This window comes from Streptomyces virginiae (assembly GCF_041432505.1).
Classification (GTDB): Bacteria; Actinomycetota; Actinomycetes; order Streptomycetales; family Streptomycetaceae; genus Streptomyces; species Streptomyces virginiae_A.
On sequence record NZ_CP107871.1, the window covers coordinates 3,658,473 to 3,676,444 of the forward strand.

The following is a 17,972-nucleotide window of genomic DNA, read 5'->3' on the forward strand; positions in this document are numbered from 1 at the left end:
CCGGTGCCGGCCACCCCCCACCGGGCGCGGATGAGCTCACGAAGCCGAAGCGTCCCGAGCAAGCAAGGATCGACCATGGCTTCCAGCCTGACGACGGCCTCACCGAGCCCCGCTCACGAGAAGACCGTCCTCGGCCACCCGATCGGCCTGGCCACGCTGTTCATGACCGAGATGTGGGAGCGCTTCTCCTACTACGGCATGCGTGCGCTTCTCGTTCTGTACCTGGTCTCCGGTGGTGTCGACGCCGCGACCGACAGCCAGGGTGGTGGCCTCGGCTTCACCGCCGCGACGGCCACGGCGATCTACTCCGTCTACGTCGCCATGGTCTACCTCATGGCCATGCCCGGCGGTTGGTTCGGTGACCGCGTCTGGGGTGCCCGCAAGACGGTCACCATCGCCGGTGTCGTGATCATGGCGGGCCACGTGGCGCTCGCGCTGCCCGGTCAGCTGTCGTTCTTCGTCGGTCTGCTGCTGGTCGCGGTCGGCTCCGGTCTGCTGAAGGCCAACATCTCCACGATGGTCGGCCACCTGTACCGCGGTGTGGACGACCCGCGCCGGGACAGCGGCTTCACGATCTTCTACATCGGCATCAACGTGGGTGCCCTGCTCGCCCCGATCGGCATCGGCATCGTCGGTGAGAAGGTCAACTGGCACCTCGGCTTCGCGCTGGCCGCCGTCGGCATGGGCATCGGCCTCGTGGTCTACCTGCTCGCCGGCCGCACCCTGAGCCCGCAGAGCAGCGTCGTCCCGAACCCGCTGTCCGCGGTCGAGCGCAAGGCCGTGATCGTCAAGGCCCTCGCCGTCCTGGCCGTCGTCGCCGTCTTCTACGGCGCCGTCGTCGCCGCGGACATGTTCACCATCAAGTGGGCGCTGTACCCGATCACCATCGCCGGCCTGCTCATCCCGGTCGCCGTCCTCGTCCGCATCAAGCGGGACCGGGACCTGTCCACCGTCGAGCAGACCCGGATGAGCGCCTACATCTGGTTCTTCGTGGCCGCCGCCGTCTTCTGGATGATCTACGACCAGGGCGGTTCGACCCTCTCGCTCTTCGGTGACAAGAACTCCGAGCGCAGCCTGTTCGGCTGGGAAGTCCCGACCACCATCTTCCAGTCGCTGAACCCGCTCTTCGTGGTGGCCCTGGCCCCGGTCTTCGCCGCCGCGTGGGTGGCCCTGGCCCGCCGCAACCGCGAGCCCAGCACCATCGTGAAGTTCTCGGTGGCCCTGATCATCGTCGGCGCCTCGTTCTTCGTCTTCGCGATCCCGCTGAGCCAGACCGCCGGCAACGACACCAAGGTCACCATGTGGTGGCTGGTGCTCATCTTCCTGATGCACACGCTCGCCGAGCTGTGCCTCTCCCCGGTCGGCCTGTCGGTCACCACGAAGATGGCGCCGCAGAAGTACGGCTCCCAGATGATGGGCGTCTGGTTCCTCGCCGTCACCGCCGGTGACTGCATCACCGGTCTGATGGGTCTCGCCGACGTGCAGCTGAACGGCGTCGGGGTCATCCTCTTCCAGGCCGTGGCCGCCGTCCTCGCCGGCCTCGCGATCTTCATGTACCGCAAGAAGGTCAACCAGCTGATGGACGGCATGGGCTGACCCGTCGGCCCCCCGTCCCACGAGAACGGCCCGGCACACCGGAAGGTGTGCCGGGCCGTTCTCGTGTCAGCGGGTGCCGCGCAGGCGGCGCCACGGGGTGAAGGTGAACACCGCCCCGCCGAGCAGGATCACCGTGCCGGCGACCAGGGCGAGGGCCTTGATGCCGCCCTCGTCCTCCGCGCCGGTCTCGGCGAGACCGCCCGAGGTGGTGCTGCCGGAGGAGGACGTCGAGGAACCGGAGCCGCCCGGCTGGGCGGCGGTGTCCAGTTCCAGCGACACCCCGCTGCTCGCGGCCTTGCAGGGGACGTTGATCGGGGTGGAGCCGGGAGCCATCGTGACGTCGATCGTCAGCTGGTCCGGGCTCAGCGTCACCTTGCCGCTCTTCCCGGGCTTGTAGGTACCGGTCATGTCGCTGAGGCTGACCGGGGCCTTGTCCGGGATCGGCTCCGCGTTGGCCGGGCCGGAGACCTTGACCGTGCCGCTGTCCGCCCCGCCGAGCTTCACGTCCATGGAGGGCTTGAGCGCTCCCGCGGGCAGGGCCATGGGCGCCGCCATCGCTCCCTTGGCGGTCTTGACCGTCAGGTCGTAGCTGCCGCCGTTCTTCTTGGCGTTGATCGTGACCGGGGTCTTGATGCCCCCCGGAACGACCGGCCCGCAGTCGAAGGCCACCTCGACCGCCTTGCCCGGGAAGTCGGTCTGGCCGCCTCCGCCGCCGGTGGAGCCTCCCGTGGTCGTGGAACCGCCCGTGGTGGTGCCGCCCGTGGTGGTGCCACCGGTCGTCGTGCCACCGGTGGTCGTACCCCCGCTGGAGCCGGCCGCCACGTCGATGGTGGCCCCGACCCCCACGGCGCCGGTCGGCGCGCACTTGGTGACGAACGTGCCGAAGGAGAAGGTGACGGCCACGTCGTACTTGCCGGGGGTCAGCGTGATCTTCCCGGCCTTGGTGAGCTTCAGCTTGCCCTTCATCACGGACATCTGCATGGGCGCCTTCTTCGGGATCGGCGGGTTCTTCTTCTCCCCGACGACCTTCAGCTCACCGCCCCCGCCGCCGACCGTGATCCAGCCGGTGGGCTGGACCGCGTCCTGCGGGATGTCCATCAGGTCCGTGTTGTTCGAGGCCGGCTTCACCGTCTCCCAGGACACGTCGACCTCGTCGCCGACCTTCGCCGAGGCGGGGGCGGTGACCTTGGCGGTCGTCTCCCCCTCCACCGGAGCGCCGCCCCCGGCCGGGGGAACGCACTTGACGTTGAACTTGGTCTCCGCGGCCTGGGCGGGAGTGGCTCCGATGGCGATACCGGCACCGCCGAGCAGCAGCGCGATCACGGCCGCGCTCACCCTCCGTTGGGTATTCACGAATGTCCCTTCGTCGTCGAACGGTTCTCAGACGGTGCGGACGCCTGTGGTGCTGTGCCCGGCGCGCTGTCCGGGGTGAACCACGGCAGGACCGCCGTGGTGGTCTGGGGGGACGGCTCCGGGTCGTCGGAGCCCGGGGCCCGTTCGGGCGGCCGTGGGGACCCGAACCGCGGCAGCCGGGCCGTCACCGCGGAGGCCGCGTCGGGGAGCCGTACGCCCCGGTGCCGGCCGGCGGCGGGCGCGGCGCCCGGCCGGACCCGGTCGACGACCGCCATGCCGATACGGAAGACCGCGGCCGGGATCACCAGCAGGAGCAAACCCCAGAAGAGCAGCACCCCGTACGGGCGGTCCACGCCCCAGGGCTGTGTGGCCACCACGGTCTCGCCGTACTTGAGGGAGATCGTGTAGTCCCCGTGGGCGCCGGCGGCCAGACTCACGTCGAGCGCGATCTCCGCCTTCCCGCCGGGCGGGACGGTGCCCTTCCAGCGGGCCTCCTCCCACAGCGGGGCGAACACCCCGTGCGCGGTGCCGAGCTGGAAGACCGGGTCCTTGACCGGGACCGGGCCGAGATTGCCGACCGTGACCTTGAACTTCCGGGTGGGCGGGGCACCGAACCAGGTCAGCACCCCGTCCTCGCCCTCCAGCCGGACCCCGGTGAGCATCGCGAGGCGGGCCGTGCCGGACTCGGCGGGCAGCTCGGCGACCGGGTGGTCGGTGATCTTCAAGGGGGTCGCGACGGTGGACTGGTCGCCGTTGACGGAGGTGACGTTGACGATGCAGGGGCAGGGCTTGGGCGGTGCCACCACGGGCAGCTGCGCGGTGAAGCTCCCGTCGGCGCCGACCGAGACGGCGGCACCGTCGGCGTTGGCGCAGCTGTTGGTGCCGCCGATCATGTTCTGACCGCAGACCAGCAGCATCACCAGCGTCTTCGCCGGCCAGCCGGTGCCGGTGACGGTGATCCCGGTGCCCTTGGCGGCCTCCTGGAGCGAGAGCGCCACGGCCGGCTTGCCCTCGGCGGCCGCGGCCGGGTTCGCGGGGAACAGGGCGAGGGCGCACACCGCCAGCCCCGCGGCCAGCAGGGCTCCGACTCTTCTCACCTGGCGGCTCCCGTCAGTTCGTGGTGCGGTGCAGGGGGTGTCGGCCCGGCCGCGGACGGCCCGCCCGGCGCCGGGGCCGGGCCCGGTTCGGGTCGCCGGCCGCGTACGAGGTACAGCGCGGCGGCGGTCGTCGCGCCGAGGCCGAGCAGGCCGCCCCCGGTCCAGCCGGCCAGGCCCCAGGGGACGAGCCAGCGCGTTCCGGTGGCCACCGCGCGGGCGCCGCCGGGGGCGGTCACGGTGAGGGTGACCCGGACCCGGTCGAAGGCCGGGGCGCCGGGCCAGGGCTCGGTGAGCTCCACCCGCTGACCGGGCAGCAGCTCGACCGGCGGGGCGCGGCCGCGGGGCGGGTCGGCCGGCTCGCCGACCAGGGCCTCGGCGCGGATCCGGAGTTCGGGGGTGAGGGCCACGTTGCCGCGGTTGACGAGGGTGTAGGCGATGACGGCGGCCGCGCCCCGGCCCCGTACGGCGACGTCCTCGACCGTGAGGGCGGCCAGTGTGGGGCCGCCGACCCGCAGGTGGACCCGCACGCCGACCTCGTGGCCGCCCTCGGTGGCGATCACGGCGGCGGGGTGGTCGCCGGGCGGGGACGCGGGCGGCACGGTGAGGGTGAAGGGGACCACGGCCCGGGTACGGGGCGGGACCTTCACGGTGGTGGCGGTCCCGAAGCTGATCCAGGAACCGGCCCCGGCGGCCCCGGCGGCCGCTGCTGCCCCGGCGCCGGGCGTCGCCGGGCGGACCGCGAAGGCGCCGTCGGCCGTGTTGTAGGCGTCGGCCCCGCGCAGGGTGATGGTGCGCTCCCGGTCGGTGGTGTTGGCCAGGGCGAGGCGGTCCTCCAGCACGGTGCCGGGGGCGCCTGCCAGGTAGAAGTACGGGCGGACGGCGGTCGCCGCCGCGCCGGTGGCGGGCTCGGCGGTCCAGCCCGGCTCGTCGGCGGCCGCCGGGCGCGCGGGGGCCGCGTACAGCGTGGCGGCGGCGAGCAGGAGGACGACGACGGCGCGCCTGAGGCAGTGGAGCACGGGCATGACCGAGGTGCTCCGTTCAGGACCGGGCCCGCTGCCCGCGCCGGGTCAGCCAGAGCACGCCGGCCGCGCCAGCGAGCAGCACCGTGCCGCCGAGGGTGCCGAGGGCCAGGGCGGAGTCGGTGGGCCCGGTCTGCGGGAGGGTGTCGCCGGTGGTGTCGGTGCCGGGCTGCGTGCCCCCGCCACCGCCCCCGCCGCCGGGCGCCGTGACGTCCAGTTCGAGCGACGGTCCCGGGTTGTTGCCGGGGGTGCAGGTGGTCGTGGTGCCCATCGCCTTGATGGTGAGCACGCCGGCGGTGAAGGTGACCTTGCCGCTCTTCTTGGGTGTGTAGGTGCCCGAGAGGTCGGTGATCTTGATGGGGGTGTCCGGGGGCACGGCCTCGGGGTTGGACGGTCCCGAGACCGGTACGGACACCTTCTCGGCGCCGCCGACGACGATGACGGCGCTGGGGCTCATGGCGCCCTTGCCGAGCTCGATGGGGCTGGACGAGACGCCCTTCTGGAAGGACATCGTCAGCTTGTACCCGTCCCCCTCCTTGACGGACTTGATGTCGATGGGCGACACCGCCGACTTGTCCCCGATCGGGGTCTTGCAGTCGTAGGCGACGTCGACGACGGCGGCATGGGCCGCGGGGGCGGTGAACAGCACCGCCGATCCGGCCAGCGCGGAGGCCAGCGCGAGCGCGGTGGAGCGTTTGCGGTCGGACACCTTCGTCTTCCCCTCGGGCCACAGAAAACTGACGACACATCAGATCGGTGGCTCAAGGTACGCCCGGGCCCTTACGGAGGGAAGACAAAGGACAACCCGGGATCGACTGTTCGTCAGTAGGCGCGGCGCCCCCGCTGCCAGACACCGGAGACCAGCGGTACGCCCGGTCGGTAGGCGAGGTGGACATGGCTCGGGGCGTCCAGCAGGGCCAGGTCCGCGCGGGCTCCCGGGGCGAGGAGGCCGATGTCGTCGCGGCGCAGGGCGCGGGCGCCACCGGCGGTGGCCGACCAGAGGGCCTCGTCGGGGGTCATCCGCATGTCGCGGACCGCGAGCGCGATGCAGAAGGGCATCGAACTCGTGTAGGAGGAGCCGGGGTTGCAGTCCGTGGACAGGGCGACGGTGGCGCCCGCGTCGATCAGGCGCCGGGCGTCGGGCCACTGGGCGCGCGTGGAGAACTCGGCGCCGGGCAGCAGGGTGGCGACGGTGGTGTCGGCGGCCTGGGCGAGGGCGTCGACATCGGCGTCGGTGAGGTGGGTGCAGTGGTCGGCGGAGGCCGCTTCGAGCTCGACGGCGAGCTGGACGCCGGGCCCGTAGGAGAGCTGGTTGGCGTGCACGCGCGGGATCAGCCCGGCGGCGGCGCCGGCGGTGAGGATGGCGCGGGCCTGGTCGCCGTCGAAGGCGCCCTTCTCGCAGAAGACGTCCACCCAGCGGGCGTACGGGGCGCAGGCCGCCAGCATCTCGCCGGTGACGAGGTCGACGTAGCCGGCCGGGTCCTCGGCGAAGTCCGGGGAGACGATGTGCGCGCCGAGGTAGGTGACCTCCTCGGTGTGCGCGGCGGCGATGCGCAGGGCGCGGGCCTCGTCGGCGACGGTGAGGCCGTAGCCGGACTTGGTCTCGAAGGTGGTGGTGCCCTGGCGGCGGGCCTCGTCGAGGTGGCGGACGAGGTTCGCCTCCAGCTCGGCGTCGGTGGCGGCGCGGGTGGCGGCGACGGTGGTGCGGATGCCGCCGGCGGAGTAGGCGCGGCCCGACATCCGGGCGTTGAACTCCTGGGTGCGGTCGCCGGCGAAGACGAGGTGCGAGTGGGAGTCGACGAAGCCGGGGATGACGGCCCGACCCTGCGCGTCGACGACCTCGTCGGTGTCGGGCGCCTTGGCGGCGGGACCGACCCAGGCGACCTTGTCGCCTTCGATGACGACGGCGGCGTTCTCGATCAGTCCGAGCGGTGAACCGTCGCCTGCGGCGGGGTCGTTGGTGACGAGGCTGCCGATGTTGGTGATGCAGGTGGTGGTCATGGTTCCTCTCAAGGTTGCTCTCCCCGCCCCGCCCTTTCGCCGTTTCCCGGGCTCTGCCCGGACCCGGTCCTCAAACGCCGGACGGGCTGAAAATCCAGCCTCGCCGGCGTTCGAGGCGCGGGGTCCGGGGCGGAGCCCCGCGACGGTCAGCCGCGCAGGGCTGCGATCGATTCGGCGAGGGCGGACGGGACGTCCCCGACCAGGGTGTGGTGGCCGTCGCGGACCACGTGGCGGCCGCCGACCACCGTGTGGCGGACGTCCGAGGCGGTGGCGGCGAACACCGCCGTCTCGGCGCCGAGCCGCGCCGGCGGACCCGCCGTACGGACCGAGTCCAGCGCGATCGTGGTGAAGTCCGCGAGCGCGCCCGCCTCCAGGCGCCCCGCGTCCGGGAGTCCGAGGGCGGCGTGGCCGTCCTCGGTGGCGGCGGTGAGCAGGGCGTTCGCCGTCCAGTGGCCCCGGGTGCGGCTGCGCAGGCGCTCGTTCAGCTCCATCGCGCGGGCCTCTTCGAGCAGGTCGATCACGGCGTGGCTGTCGCTGCCCAGGGACAGCGGGCTGCCCGCGTGCTGGAGCCGGGTCGCCGGGCCGATGCCGTCCGCGAGGTCGCGTTCGGTGGTGGGGCACATGCAGGTGCCCGTGCCGGTCCCGCCGAGGAGGGCGATGTCCACATCGGTGAGGTGCGTGTTGTGGACGCCGGTGGTGCGCGGGCCGAGCACACCGTGGTCGGCCAGCAGCTGGGTCGGGGTGCGTCCGTGGGCGGCCTGGCAGGCGTCGTTCTCGGCGGTCTGCTCCGAGAGGTGGACGTGCAGGGGCGCCCCGCGCTCCTCGGCCCAGCCGGCCACGGTGGCCAGTTCGGCGGCCGGTACGGCGCGCACCGAGTGGATCGCGGCGCCGATCAGGGCGTGCTCGCGGGGCTTCAGCGCGCTCGCGCGCTCGGCCCAGGCCTCGGCGGTGCCGTCGGAGAAGCGCAGCTGGTGGCTGTTGGGGGCTTCGCCGAAGCCCGAGGACAGGTACGCGGTGTCCAGGAGGGTGATCCGGATTCCGGCCGCGGCGGCGGCCTCGATCAGGGCCTCGCCCATCGCGTTCGGGTCGGCGTAGGCGGTGCCGCCGGGCGCGTGGTGGACGTAGTGGAACTCGCCGACGTTGGTGATGCCGGCCAGCGCCATCTCCGCGTAGACCGCGCGGGCGAGCGCGAAGTAGCTGTCGGGGGTGAGGTTCTGGGCGACCTTGTACATCAGGTCGCGCCAGGTCCAGAAGGTGCCCGAGCCGACCTGGACGGTGCCGCGCAGGGCCCGGTGGAAGGCGTGGCTGTGCGCGTTGGCCAGCCCGGGGATCGTCAGGCCGCGCAGCACCTCGGCGCCCGGCGGCGGGGTCTCGACCCCGGTGCGCAGGGCGCCGATCCGCCCGTCTTCGGTGACCTCCAGGGCGACGCCCGGCTCGACATGGGTGCCGAGCCAGGCGTGCTCCAGCCAGTACGTCGTCAACGACATGCCAGGCCTTCCAGTACGTCGGCGAGGGCGAGGACGCCTGCCACGCAGTCGTCCTCGGCGGCGAACTCCCGCGGGGAGTGGGAGACGCCGGTCGGGTTCCGTACGAACAGCATGGCGGTCGGGACGGCCGCCGAGAGGATCCCGGCGTCGTGTCCCGCCCCGGTGCCGAGCACGGGGACCGAACCGCCCAGGATCCGGTTCATCTCGTCGCGCAGGGCGTGCTCGAACTCGACGACCGGGGTGAAGGACTCCCGGACGATGTCGAGGTCGATGCCGTCCTGGTCGGCGCGCTCGCGGGCGGCCTTCTCGATGGCCGTGACGACCGTGTCGAGGGTGGCCTGGTCGGCGGCCCGGGAGTCGAGCCAGCCGCGCACCAGCGAGGGGATGGCGTTGACCCCGTTGGGTTCGACCGCGATCTTCCCGAAGGTGGCGACGGCCCCGGCGAGGGCCGCCTCCGCGCGGGCGGCCAGCACGGTCGACGCGTAGGTGAGCATCGGGTCGCGGCGGTCGACCAGCCGGGTGGTGCCGGCGTGGTTGGCCTCGCCGCGGAAGTCGAACCGCCAGCGGCCGTGCGGCCAGATCGCGGAGGCGATGCCGACCCGGTCCCCGGACAGGTCCAGGGCCCGGCCCTGTTCCACGTGGAGTTCGACGAAGGCGCCGATGCGGCCCAGACGTTCGGGGTCGGCCCCGATGGCCTCGGGGTCGTAGCCGGCGGCCTCCATGGCCTGGGGCAGGGAGATTCCCTCGGCGTCGCGCAGCTCGTACGCCTTCTCCTTGGTCAGCTGTCCGGCGGCGAGCCGCGAGCCGACGCAGGCGAGCCCGAAGCGGGCGCCTTCCTCGTCACCGAAGTTGGTGATGGCCAGGGGCCTGGAGAACTCCGCGCCCCTCCTTCGGAGTTCGTCCAGGGCCGCGAAGGAGGAGACCACCCCGAGGGGGCCGTCGAAGGCACCGCCGTCGGGGACGGAGTCCAGGTGCGAGCCGGTGACCACGGCGTCCCCCGCGAGGGGGTCGCCGAGCCAGGCCCACTGGTTGCCGTTGCGGTCGGTCTCGTACGTCAGCCCGCGCGCCTCGGCCTGCTCCTGGAACCAGGTCCGGCAGTCGGCGTCGGCCCCGCTCCAGGCGTACCGGCGGTATCCGCCGGTGCCGGCGTCGCGGCCGATGGGCGCGAGCTCCGACCACATCTCGTGGAAGGTCACGCGTCGTCGCCCTCACGCATGGGGACGCGGACGCCGCGCTCGTCGGCGACCGACTCGGCGATGTCGTAGCCGGCGTCGACGTGGCGGATGACGCCCATGCCCGGGTCGTTGGTGAGCACGCGGCGGATCTTCTCACCGGCGAGCGGGGTGCCGTCGGCGACGGTGACCTGGCCCGCGTGGATGGAGCGGCCCATGCCGACGCCGCCGCCGTGGTGGATGGAGACCCAGGAGGCGCCGGAGGCCACGTTGACCATGGCGTTGAGCAGCGGCCAGTCGGCGATCGCGTCGGAGCCGTCGAGCATGGCCTCGGTCTCGCGGTACGGGGAGGCCACCGAGCCGCAGTCGAGGTGGTCGCGGCCGATCACCAGGGGCGCGGCGAGGGTGCCGTCGGCCACCATCTCGTTGAAGCGCTCGCCGGCCTTGTCGCGCTCGCCGTAGCCGAGCCAGCAGATGCGCGCGGGCAGGCCCTGGAAGTGGACGCGCTCGCCGGCCATCTTGATCCAGCGGTGCAGGGACTCGTTCTCCGGGAAGAGCTCCAGCATGGCCTTGTCGGTCTTGTGGATGTCCGAGGCCTCGCCGGACAGGGCGGCCCAGCGGAAGGGGCCCTTGCCCTCGCAGAACAGCGGGCGGATGTAGGCCGGGACGAAGCCGGGGAAGGCGAAGGCCCGGTCGTAGCCGGCCAGCTGGGCCTCGCCGCGGATGGAGTTGCCGTAGTCGAAGACCTCGGCGCCGGCGTCCATGAAGCCGACCATGGCCTCGACGTGCTTGGCCATGGACTCGCGGGCGCGGGTGGTGAAGCCGGCCGGGTCCTTGGCCGCGTAGGAGGCCATGTCGTCGAAGTCGACGCCGACGGGCAGGTACGCGAGCGGGTCGTGGGCCGAGGTCTGGTCGGTCACGATGTCGATCGGGGCGCCCTCGGCGAGCATCTGCGGGAGCAGCTCGGCGGCGTTGCCGAGGAGGCCGATGGAGAGCGGCTTGCGGGCGTCGCGGGCCTCGACGGCCAGCTGGAGGGCGTGGCGGAGGTTGTCGGCCTTGACGTCCAGGTAGCGGTGCTCGATGCGGCGGTCGATGGCGCGCGGGTCGACGTCGATACAGATCGCGACGCCGTCGTTCATCGTCACGGCCAGCGGCTGGGCGCCGCCCATGCCGCCGAGGCCGGCGGTGAGGGTGATGGTGCCCGCGAGGGTGCCGCCGAACTTCTTGGCGGCGACGGCGGCGAAGGTCTCGTAGGTGCCCTGGAGGATGCCCTGGGTGCCGATGTAGATCCAGGACCCGGCGGTCATCTGGCCGTACATGGTCAGGCCCAGGTGCTCCAGGCGGCGGAACTCCTCCCAGTTGGCCCAGTCGCCGACGAGGTTGGAGTTGGCGAGCAGGACGCGCGGCGCCCACTCGTGGGTCTGCATCACGCCGACCGGGCGGCCGGACTGGACCAGCATCGTCTCGTCCTGCTTGAGGGTCTGCAGGGTGCGGACCATCGCGTCGTACGAGCGCCAGTCGCGGGCGGCCTTGCCGGTGCCGCCGTAGACGACGAGCTTGTCGGGGTGCTCGGCGACCTCGGGGTCGAGGTTGTTCTGCAGCATCCGCAGGGCGGCCTCCTGCTGCCATCCCAGGGTGCTGAGCTCGGTGCCTCGCGCGGCACGTACGGGGCGGGGTCCTGACATGGCGGTGCCTCCTCCGATGTTGGTCAATCTATTCACATCCTCCCGCCCTGAATAGATTCAGTCAACAGCTGCGTTCGGCCCCGTCGGGTGATGGGATGGCTCAATGGCTGCGAACAGCGAGGTCGAGGGTGTCGCCGCGAGCGCCGCAGGGCGCCGGGATCCGGCCGTACGGGCCGCCGTCGAGCAGGGTCTCGTGGGCGGGGGCGAGGAGGCGGAGCCCCTGGTCTGCCTGCTGGACGTCGCCGGGATCCGGGCCTCCGCCGCCGCGCTGACCGGCGCCTTCGCGGCCGCCTTGGCGCCCGGCACCCCCGTCCTGCACGCCTTCGCGGTCAAGGCCGCCCCGCTCGTCCCGGTCCTGCGGCTGCTCGCCGACGCCGGGCTCGGCTGCGAGGTGGCGAGCCCCGGGGAGCTGGCGCTGGCCCGGGCGGCCGGCGTGCCCGCGGAGCGGACCGTCCTGGACTCCCCCGCCAAGACCCCGGCCGAGCTGCGCGAGGCCTTGGCCCTGGGCATCGCCGTCAACGCCGACAACCCCCAGGAGCTGGCCCGCCTCGACGGGCTCGTCGGCCGGGCGGCCACGCCCCCCGCGGCCCCGATCGGCGTACGGATCAACCCGCAGACCGGGGCAGGCGCCATCGGCGCCCTGTCCACGGCCACCACCACCTCGAAGTTCGGGATCGCCCTGCGCGACCCGGGCGCGCGCGCCTGGCTCGTACGCGCCTACCTGGACCGGCCGTGGCTCACCCGGCTGCACATCCACTCGGGCTCCCAGGGCGTGCCCCTGGCCCTGATCGCGGAAGGCGTACGGGAACTCCACGCGCTCGCCGAGGAGATCAACGCGGCGGCCGGGCGACGCCAGGTCGACACCCTCGACATCGGCGGCGGCCTGCCGGTGAACTTCGCCTCGGACGAGGAGACCCCGACGTTCGCGGACTACGTGGCGGCCCTGCGCGCGGCGGTCCCCGCCCTGTTCGACGGCTCGTACGGCCTGGTCACGGAATTCGGCCGCGCCCTGCTGGCCAAGCACGGCCTGGTGCTGGCCCGCGTGGAGTACACCAAGACCAGCGGCTCCCGGCCGATCGCGCTCACCCACGCCGGGGTCCAGGTGGCGACCCGCACCGCGTACGCCCCGGCGGCCTGGCCGGTGCGGATCCTGCCGTACGACGCGAAGGGCGCCCCGAAGACCGGCGACCCGGTGGCCCAGGACATCGCGGGCCCGGCCTGCTTCGCCGGGGACCTGCTCGCGACCGCCCGCGAGCTGCCCCTGCTCGCCCCCGGCGACCTGATCGGCGTACCGGACACCGGGGCGTACTTCTTCACGGCCCACTACGGCTACAACAGCCTGCCGCGGCCGGCGGTTCACGGCTTCACGGTCACGGAGTCGGGAGAGGTCGCCTTCCGCCTGGTGCGCCCCGCGCAGGACGTGTCGGCGATCGTCGCGGAAGCGGGCGGAGACCTGCGGGACGCCCTGCTGTGAGCACCCGGGGCTCCGCCCCTCCGCTCCGGCCCGCCGGGCGACGGACTCAGCCGGTGAGGGTGGCCGCCAGGGCCGGGGCGAGGCCCGCCACGACCTCGGCCGGGGTCAGCGCGACGACCCCCGGCAGGCGCAGCAGGTAGCGGGTCAGGGCCAGGCCCAGCAGCTGCGCGGAGACCAGGCCCGCCACCGCCGCGGCCCGCTCCGGGCCGACGGCGGCCGCCAGCGCCGGAGCGACCTGCGCCGCGAACACCTCCCGCATCCGGGCCGCGGCCTGTTCGTTCGTCACCGCCGAGCGCAGCAGCACCAGCAGCGCGTCGTCGGCCGGATCACCCTCCCAGCGCTCCACGAAGTGCCGCACGAGGGCGGCGGGGAGCTCCCCGGCCGGCACGGCGCCCAGGTCGGGCAGGCGCAGGTCCACCGCGAGGGCGGCGTCGAAGAGCCGCTCCTTGCTGCCGAAGTAGCGCATGACCATCGACGGGTCGATCTCCGCGTCCGCCGCGACGGCGCGGATGGTGGTGCGCTCGTAGCCCTGAGCGGCGAAGCGCTCCCGGGCCGCCCGCAGGATCGCCGTCTTGGTCGTGTCGGAAGTGCGTCGCGCGGTCATGCCAACAAGCGTAGGCCAACAGACGTTGACATACCAGCGAGAGGGGCGCACTCTCGTATCAACAGTTGTTGGCCAACAAGCGTTGGCCTGATGGAGGAGGCTCGTATGACCGGCACCGCCGCACTCCCGACCCGTACGGACGTGGCCGTCGTCGGCGCCGGACCCACCGGCCTCGCCCTCGCCGTGACCCTGGCGGAGGCCGGCGTCGACTTCGTCCTCCTCGACCGGCAGGCCGAGGGCGCCAACACCTCCCGCGCCGCCGTCGTGCACGCCCGCACGCTGGAGGTCCTCGACGAGCTCGACCCGAGCGGCGCCCTCTCCGGCGAGCTCGTCGGCCGCGGCGTCCGCGTCACCCGCTTCCGGATCCGTGACGGCGCCCACCCGCTCGCCGCCGTCGACTTCGACGGCCTGCCCACGGCCCACCCGTACGCGCTGATGGTCCCCCAGTACGAGACCGAGGCCGTGCTCCTGGAGCGCCTGCGCGCTCTGGGCGGCGACGTCCACCGCCCCTACGAGGTCACCTCCGTCACCCAGGACGCGGACGGGGTCACCCTCACCACCGCCACCGGGGAGACCCTCCGCGCGGCCCACGCCGTCGGCGCCGACGGGATGCACAGCGTGGTCCGCGAGGCCGCCGGCATCGCCTTCGAGGGCAGCGCGTACGCGGAGTCCTTCGTCCTCGCCGATGTGGTCATGGACTGGGCCCCGGGCCCGCACGAGGTCACGCTCGCCTTCGGTACCGCCGGGCCCACCGTGGTCGCCCCACTGCCCGGAGGGCACTACCGGATCGTCGCCGCCGTCGCCGAGGCCCCCGCCGAGCCGGACCTCGCCTTCGTCCGGACCCTGATGGACGAGCGCGTCCCGGGGCAGGCCGCCGTCCGCGAACTCGTCTGGTCCTCCCGGTTCCGGATCCATCACCGGGTCGCCGACCGGTACCGCGCCGGACGGCTGCTGCTCGCCGGGGACGCGGCCCACGTGCACAGCCCGGCCGGCGGTCAGGGCATGAACACCGGCATCCAGGACGGCTACGCCCTCGGCCGCGCCCTGGCCACCGGGGACCTCGACGGCTACGAGGCCCGGCGGCGCCCCGTCGCCCGGCGCGTGGTGGCCCTGACGCACCGGATGACCCGGGCCGCGACCACCCGCAACCCGGTCCTGCGCGCGGCGCGCAACGCCCTGCTGCCGCTGCTCGCCCGCGTCCCGGCGCTGCGCGACCGCCTCGCCGCCGAGCTGGCGGAGCTCACCTACCGCTGAGGCCCACTGCGCCGCTCACTCCACGAACAGGCCGCGCGCCGCCGCCCGCGTGTCGAAGGCCTCCAGCCGGGCCTGCGCGTCCGGCAGGGCGTCCGCCATCGACTCCAGCAGCACCCGCCCCAGCAGCATCGGCGCGCACGCCGTGTCGAAGGCCAGCCCGGTACCGACCTGCGCCGGAATCAGCAGGTCCGAGTGGCGGGCCACCGGGGCGAAGGCCGAGTCGGCGACCGTGACCACGGTCAGGCCTGCCCCTCGGACACGCTCCAGCGTGTCCACGACCTCCCGGGGGTGGCGGGGCAGCGCGAAGCAGAGCAGCGCCGTGGCGCCCTCGTAGAGCGCCGCGTCGATCCGGTCCTCCATCATCGAGCCGCCCTCGTCGAGGAGGCGTACGTCCGGGTGAACCTTCGACGCGAAGTACGCGAACCCGCGCGCCTGGGAGGAGGCCGCCCGCAGCCCGAGCACCAGCAGCGGGGTCGAGGCGGCGAGCAGCCGCCCCGCCTCCTGGACCGGCGCGGGATCGGCGAGCATCGCCGCCAGCTGCCGCAGGTTCTCGATCTCGCCGAGAACGGCCTGCTGGTACTCGTTGTACGAGTCCTCCCGTGCGACCTCGGGCCGCTCGGCGGGGGCCACCTCGCGCAGGTGGCGGCGCAGCGCCGGATAGCCGTCGAAGCCCAGCGCCACGGCGAACCGGGTCACCGAGGGCTGGCTCACCCCGGCCAGTTCCGCGAGCTCGACGCTCGACAGGAAGGGCACCTCCGCCGCCCCGCGCACCATGCAGTGCGCGATCCGTCGCTGGGTCGGCGTCAGCCGGTGCCCCTCGAACAGCTTCTGCAGCCGCGCGGCCGGGCTGTCACTCATCCCGTCCCCTCCGTCCCGGTGAGATATTCAGTCACGGAGCACTCTGCATGCGGTTATGCAGCGGGGCAAGCCGTGCCCGCGATCCGGATAGGGGTGCTAGCCCCAGTGCCGTGGCCCGCCGGGGTTCCTACGGTGGGGGCATGGACGCGCACGCCCAAGAGCTGAAGAAGGAATTCGACGCGACGCTGGACGCCCGCCGCGAGCTGGGTCCGGAGTACGAGGCCGCGCTCGTGGACTCGTTCGTCGAGAAGGTCGACACGCAGGTCCGGCGCAGGCTGGCCGAGGAACGCCTGTCCGCGGCGCGCGGTGACGGCCGGACGCCGTCCGCCGCCCCGGGGGACGGGAACTTCGGCGAACGCTTCGGCTTCGCGATCATCACCCTGGTCCTGGCGGTCCCGCTGTCGGCGATCGCCGCCACGCAGGCACGACTGCCGGGGCTGATCGTCGCGTGGGCGGGGATCGTGGGCGTGAACTTCATCCACGCCGCCCGCCTGCGGCGCGCTCGGCCGGACGACGTGGGCTGACCACTCCCGCTCGGGAATCCGCGCCGGATCTGACGGCGAACCGGGCCCGGAAAACGGAACGCACGGGGACCGCCGCACCCTCGGGTGTCCGAGGGGCGGGACGACGGCGGTCCCCGCGAAGGACACGGCCGGGTCAGGGCCGTCCGCGTCCGTGGCGTACGCGCGGTCCGGGAGCCGCTCCGGAGGTACGCACACGCCGTTCCGTGGTGCCGGCCGGGTTCCGGTCTCCCGGTCTTCCCTGCCGACAACCACCACTGTGCCCGAGCCGTGTTAAGCGGGTGCTGCCGTCACGTGTCATGCCCGTACCGTTTGCGCGAAGGCCGCGCCACGGTCCGGGTGCCCGGGGCGGGAGGCGGGCCGGGGGCCCGCGCTCCGCTCCCGGGCGCGCCGCGGGTTACTTCGCGGACTTGGCCAGGAAGGCCAGCAGGTCCTGACGGCTCACGACACCGGTGGGCTTGCCCTCGACCAGAACGATCGCCGCGTCCGCCTCGCCGAGCACCGCCATCAGTTCGGACACCGGCTCGCCGGAGCCGACCTGCGGCAGCGGGGAGCTCATGTGCTTCTCCAGCGGGTCGGTCAGGGAGGCCCGCTGGGCGAACAGCGCCGCCAGCAGCTCCTTCTCGACCACGGAGCCGATGACCTCGGCGGCCATCACGTCCGGGTGACCGGCGCCCGGCTTGACGATCGGCATCTGCGAGACGCCGTACTCGCGCAGGACCTCGATGGCCTCGCCGACGGTCTCCTCGGGGTGCATGTGGACGAGGGAGGGGATGCCGCCCTCCTTGTCGTTCAGCACGTCACCGATGCGCGCGGCGGGGCCGGCCTCCTCCAGGAAGCCGTGTCCCGCCATCCACTCGTCGCTGAAGATCTTGCTGAGGTAGCCGCGGCCGCTGTCCGGCAGCAGGACGACGACGACGTCGTCCGGGCCGAGGCCCTCGGCGGCCTTGAGCGCGGCCACGACGGCCATGCCGCAGGAGCCGCCGACGAGCAGGCCCTCCTCCTTGGCGAGGCGGCGGGTCATCTGGAAGGAGTCCTTGTCGGACACCGCGATGATCTCGTCGGTGACGTTCGGGTCGTAGGCGGTCGGCCAGAAGTCCTCGCCGACGCCCTCGACCAGGTACGGACGGCCGGAGCCGCCGGAGTAGACCGAGCCCTCGGGGTCGGCGCCGATGACCTTGACCTTCCCGCCGCTGACCTCCTTGAGGTAGTTGCCGGTACCGGAGATCGTGCCGCCCGTGCCGACGCCCGCGACGAAGTGGGTGATCTTCCCGTCCGTCTGGTCCCACAGCTCGGGGCCGGTGGTCTCGTAGTGCGAACGGGGGTTGTTCGGGTTGCTGTACTGGTCGGGCTTCCAGGCGCCGGGCTCGCGCGCGAGGCGGTCGGACACGTTGTAGTACGAGTCCGGGTGCTCGGGGTCGACGGCGGTCGGGCAGACCACGACCTCGGCGCCGTACGCGCGCATCACGTTGATCTTGTCCATGGACACCTTGTCAGGGCAGACGAAGATGCACTTGTAGCCCTTCTGCTGGGCCACGATGGCGAGTCCTACACCCGTGTTGCCGCTGGTCGGCTCCACGATGGTGCCGCCGGGCTTGAGGGCTCCGCTCTGCTCGGCGGCCTCGATCATCCGTACGGCGATCCGGTCCTTCACGGATCCACCGGGATTGAAGTACTCGACCTTCGCAAGGACGGTGGCCTGCAGGCCTTCGGTCACACGGTTGAGCTTCACCAGCGGGGTGTTGCCGACGAGGCTGATCATCGAGTCGTGGAATTGCACCATGTTCTCCAAGGAGGGGACTCCACGGGTTCTCCGGGAGGTCCGGCCAGAGTATGCGGAAAGGGATTGGC

General features: G+C 73.0%; 15 protein-coding genes. 4 read left to right on the plus strand and 11 right to left on the minus strand.

Translation table 11 applies throughout. The annotated features are described in order from the left end of the window. The first annotated feature begins 75 nt into the window (after window positions 1-75). Window positions 76-1,596: a peptide MFS transporter gene (locus OG624_RS17025; RefSeq protein ID WP_033222740.1), complete on the plus strand. Its 1,521-nt coding sequence runs from the start codon at window positions 76-78 to the stop codon at window positions 1,594-1,596. Between the two features lie 66 nt (window positions 1,597-1,662). On the opposite strand, the gene OG624_RS17030 is transcribed toward OG624_RS17025, so the two are convergent. The 8 genes from OG624_RS17030 to hutU form a co-directional block, all read right to left on the minus strand. Then, the gene (locus OG624_RS17030; RefSeq protein ID WP_033222738.1) at window positions 1,663-2,931 is read right to left on the minus strand and encodes a hypothetical protein; all 1,269 of its coding nucleotides are present in this window, start codon (window positions 2,929-2,931) and stop codon (window positions 1,663-1,665) included. Window positions 2,932-2,945: 14 nt separating this feature from the next. Next, window positions 2,946-4,046, minus strand: coding sequence for a neocarzinostatin apoprotein domain-containing protein (locus OG624_RS17035; RefSeq protein ID WP_033222736.1), 1,101 nt, complete (start codon window positions 4,044-4,046; stop codon window positions 2,946-2,948). After that, window positions 4,043-5,068, minus strand: a complete 1,026-nt coding sequence (locus OG624_RS17040; RefSeq protein ID WP_051763461.1) for a hypothetical protein — start codon at window positions 5,066-5,068, stop codon at window positions 4,043-4,045. Before OG624_RS17040 ends, OG624_RS17035 begins: the two co-directional genes overlap by 4 nt. Before the next feature lie 16 nt (window positions 5,069-5,084). Then, window positions 5,085-5,774 carry an LPXTG cell wall anchor domain-containing protein gene (locus OG624_RS17045; RefSeq protein ID WP_033222734.1) on the minus strand — a complete coding sequence of 230 codons (690 nt, stop codon included), beginning with the start codon at window positions 5,772-5,774 and terminating at the stop codon, window positions 5,085-5,087. Between the two features lie 113 nt (window positions 5,775-5,887). Further along, window positions 5,888-7,066 carry an imidazolonepropionase gene (gene hutI / locus OG624_RS17050; protein WP_033222732.1) on the minus strand — a complete coding sequence of 393 codons (1,179 nt, stop codon included), beginning with the start codon at window positions 7,064-7,066 and terminating at the stop codon, window positions 5,888-5,890. 146 nt (window positions 7,067-7,212) lie between these two features. Beyond that, a complete protein-coding gene (locus OG624_RS17055; protein ID WP_033222730.1) occupies window positions 7,213-8,553 on the minus strand; it encodes a formimidoylglutamate deiminase in 1,341 nt (446 codons plus the stop codon). After that, the gene (locus OG624_RS17060) at window positions 8,544-9,734 is read right to left on the minus strand and encodes an allantoate amidohydrolase (protein WP_033222830.1); all 1,191 of its coding nucleotides are present in this window, start codon (window positions 9,732-9,734) and stop codon (window positions 8,544-8,546) included. Before OG624_RS17060 ends, OG624_RS17055 begins: the two co-directional genes overlap by 10 nt. Window positions 9,735-9,745: 11 nt before the next feature. Further along, the gene (gene hutU, locus OG624_RS17065; RefSeq protein WP_033222728.1) at window positions 9,746-11,410 is read right to left on the minus strand and encodes a urocanate hydratase; all 1,665 of its coding nucleotides are present in this window, start codon (window positions 11,408-11,410) and stop codon (window positions 9,746-9,748) included. A 103-nt stretch (window positions 11,411-11,513) separates the two neighbouring features. On the opposite strand from hutU, the gene OG624_RS17070 reads away from it, so the two are divergent. Next, window positions 11,514-12,884 carry a diaminopimelate decarboxylase gene (locus OG624_RS17070; RefSeq protein WP_033222726.1) on the plus strand — a complete coding sequence of 457 codons (1,371 nt, stop codon included), beginning with the start codon at window positions 11,514-11,516 and terminating at the stop codon, window positions 12,882-12,884. 46 nt (window positions 12,885-12,930) lie between these two features. Here the strand turns inward: OG624_RS17070 and OG624_RS17075 are convergent, their stop codons facing one another. Further along, window positions 12,931-13,488, minus strand: coding sequence for a TetR/AcrR family transcriptional regulator (locus OG624_RS17075; RefSeq protein WP_033222717.1), 558 nt, complete (start codon window positions 13,486-13,488; stop codon window positions 12,931-12,933). Between the two features lie 105 nt (window positions 13,489-13,593). Between OG624_RS17075 and OG624_RS17080 the strand changes: the two genes are divergently transcribed. Then, complete coding sequence (locus tag OG624_RS17080) at window positions 13,594-14,742, plus strand: FAD-dependent oxidoreductase (RefSeq protein ID WP_371639555.1); 1,149 nt, start codon at window positions 13,594-13,596, stop codon at window positions 14,740-14,742. 15 nt (window positions 14,743-14,757) lie between these two features. Here the strand turns inward: OG624_RS17080 and OG624_RS17085 are convergent, their stop codons facing one another. Further along, the gene (locus OG624_RS17085) at window positions 14,758-15,600 is read right to left on the minus strand and encodes a MurR/RpiR family transcriptional regulator (RefSeq protein WP_371639556.1); all 843 of its coding nucleotides are present in this window, start codon (window positions 15,598-15,600) and stop codon (window positions 14,758-14,760) included. Window positions 15,601-15,740: 140 nt separating this feature from the next. Between OG624_RS17085 and OG624_RS17090 the strand changes: the two genes are divergently transcribed. Beyond that, window positions 15,741-16,124 (plus strand): hypothetical protein, encoded by a 384-nt coding sequence (locus OG624_RS17090; RefSeq protein WP_033222711.1) that lies wholly within the window; start codon window positions 15,741-15,743, stop codon window positions 16,122-16,124. Between the two features lie 394 nt (window positions 16,125-16,518). Here OG624_RS17090 and OG624_RS17095 read toward each other — a convergent pair whose 3' ends face one another. Continuing rightward, complete coding sequence (locus OG624_RS17095; protein ID WP_030016498.1) at window positions 16,519-17,901, minus strand: cystathionine beta-synthase; 1,383 nt, start codon at window positions 17,899-17,901, stop codon at window positions 16,519-16,521. Window positions 17,902-17,972 lie beyond the last annotated feature (71 nt).

Bases quoted from the DNA above. Each gene is read 5' to 3' on its own strand.
- OG624_RS17025 (WP_033222740.1), top strand. From the start codon at position 76: ATGGCTTCCAGCCTGACGACGGCCTCACCGAGCCCCGCTCACGAGAAG.
- OG624_RS17040 (WP_051763461.1), bottom strand. From the start codon at position 5,068: ATGCCCGTGCTCCACTGCCTCAGGCGCGCCGTCGTCGTCCTCCTGCTC.
- hutI (WP_033222732.1), bottom strand. From the start codon at position 7,066: ATGACCACCACCTGCATCACCAACATCGGCAGCCTCGTCACCAACGAC.
- OG624_RS17055 (WP_033222730.1), bottom strand. From the start codon at position 8,553: ATGTCGTTGACGACGTACTGGCTGGAGCACGCCTGGCTCGGCACCCAT.
- OG624_RS17060 (WP_033222830.1), bottom strand. From the start codon at position 9,734: ATGTGGTCGGAGCTCGCGCCCATCGGCCGCGACGCCGGCACCGGCGGA.
- hutU (WP_033222728.1), bottom strand. From the start codon at position 11,410: ATGTCAGGACCCCGCCCCGTACGTGCCGCGCGAGGCACCGAGCTCAGC.
- OG624_RS17070 (WP_033222726.1), top strand. From the start codon at position 11,514: ATGGCTGCGAACAGCGAGGTCGAGGGTGTCGCCGCGAGCGCCGCAGGG.
- OG624_RS17075 (WP_033222717.1), bottom strand. From the start codon at position 13,488: ATGACCGCGCGACGCACTTCCGACACGACCAAGACGGCGATCCTGCGG.
- OG624_RS17080 (WP_371639555.1), top strand. From the start codon at position 13,594: ATGACCGGCACCGCCGCACTCCCGACCCGTACGGACGTGGCCGTCGTC.
- OG624_RS17085 (WP_371639556.1), bottom strand. From the start codon at position 15,600: ATGAGTGACAGCCCGGCCGCGCGGCTGCAGAAGCTGTTCGAGGGGCAC.
- OG624_RS17090 (WP_033222711.1), top strand. From the start codon at position 15,741: ATGGACGCGCACGCCCAAGAGCTGAAGAAGGAATTCGACGCGACGCTG.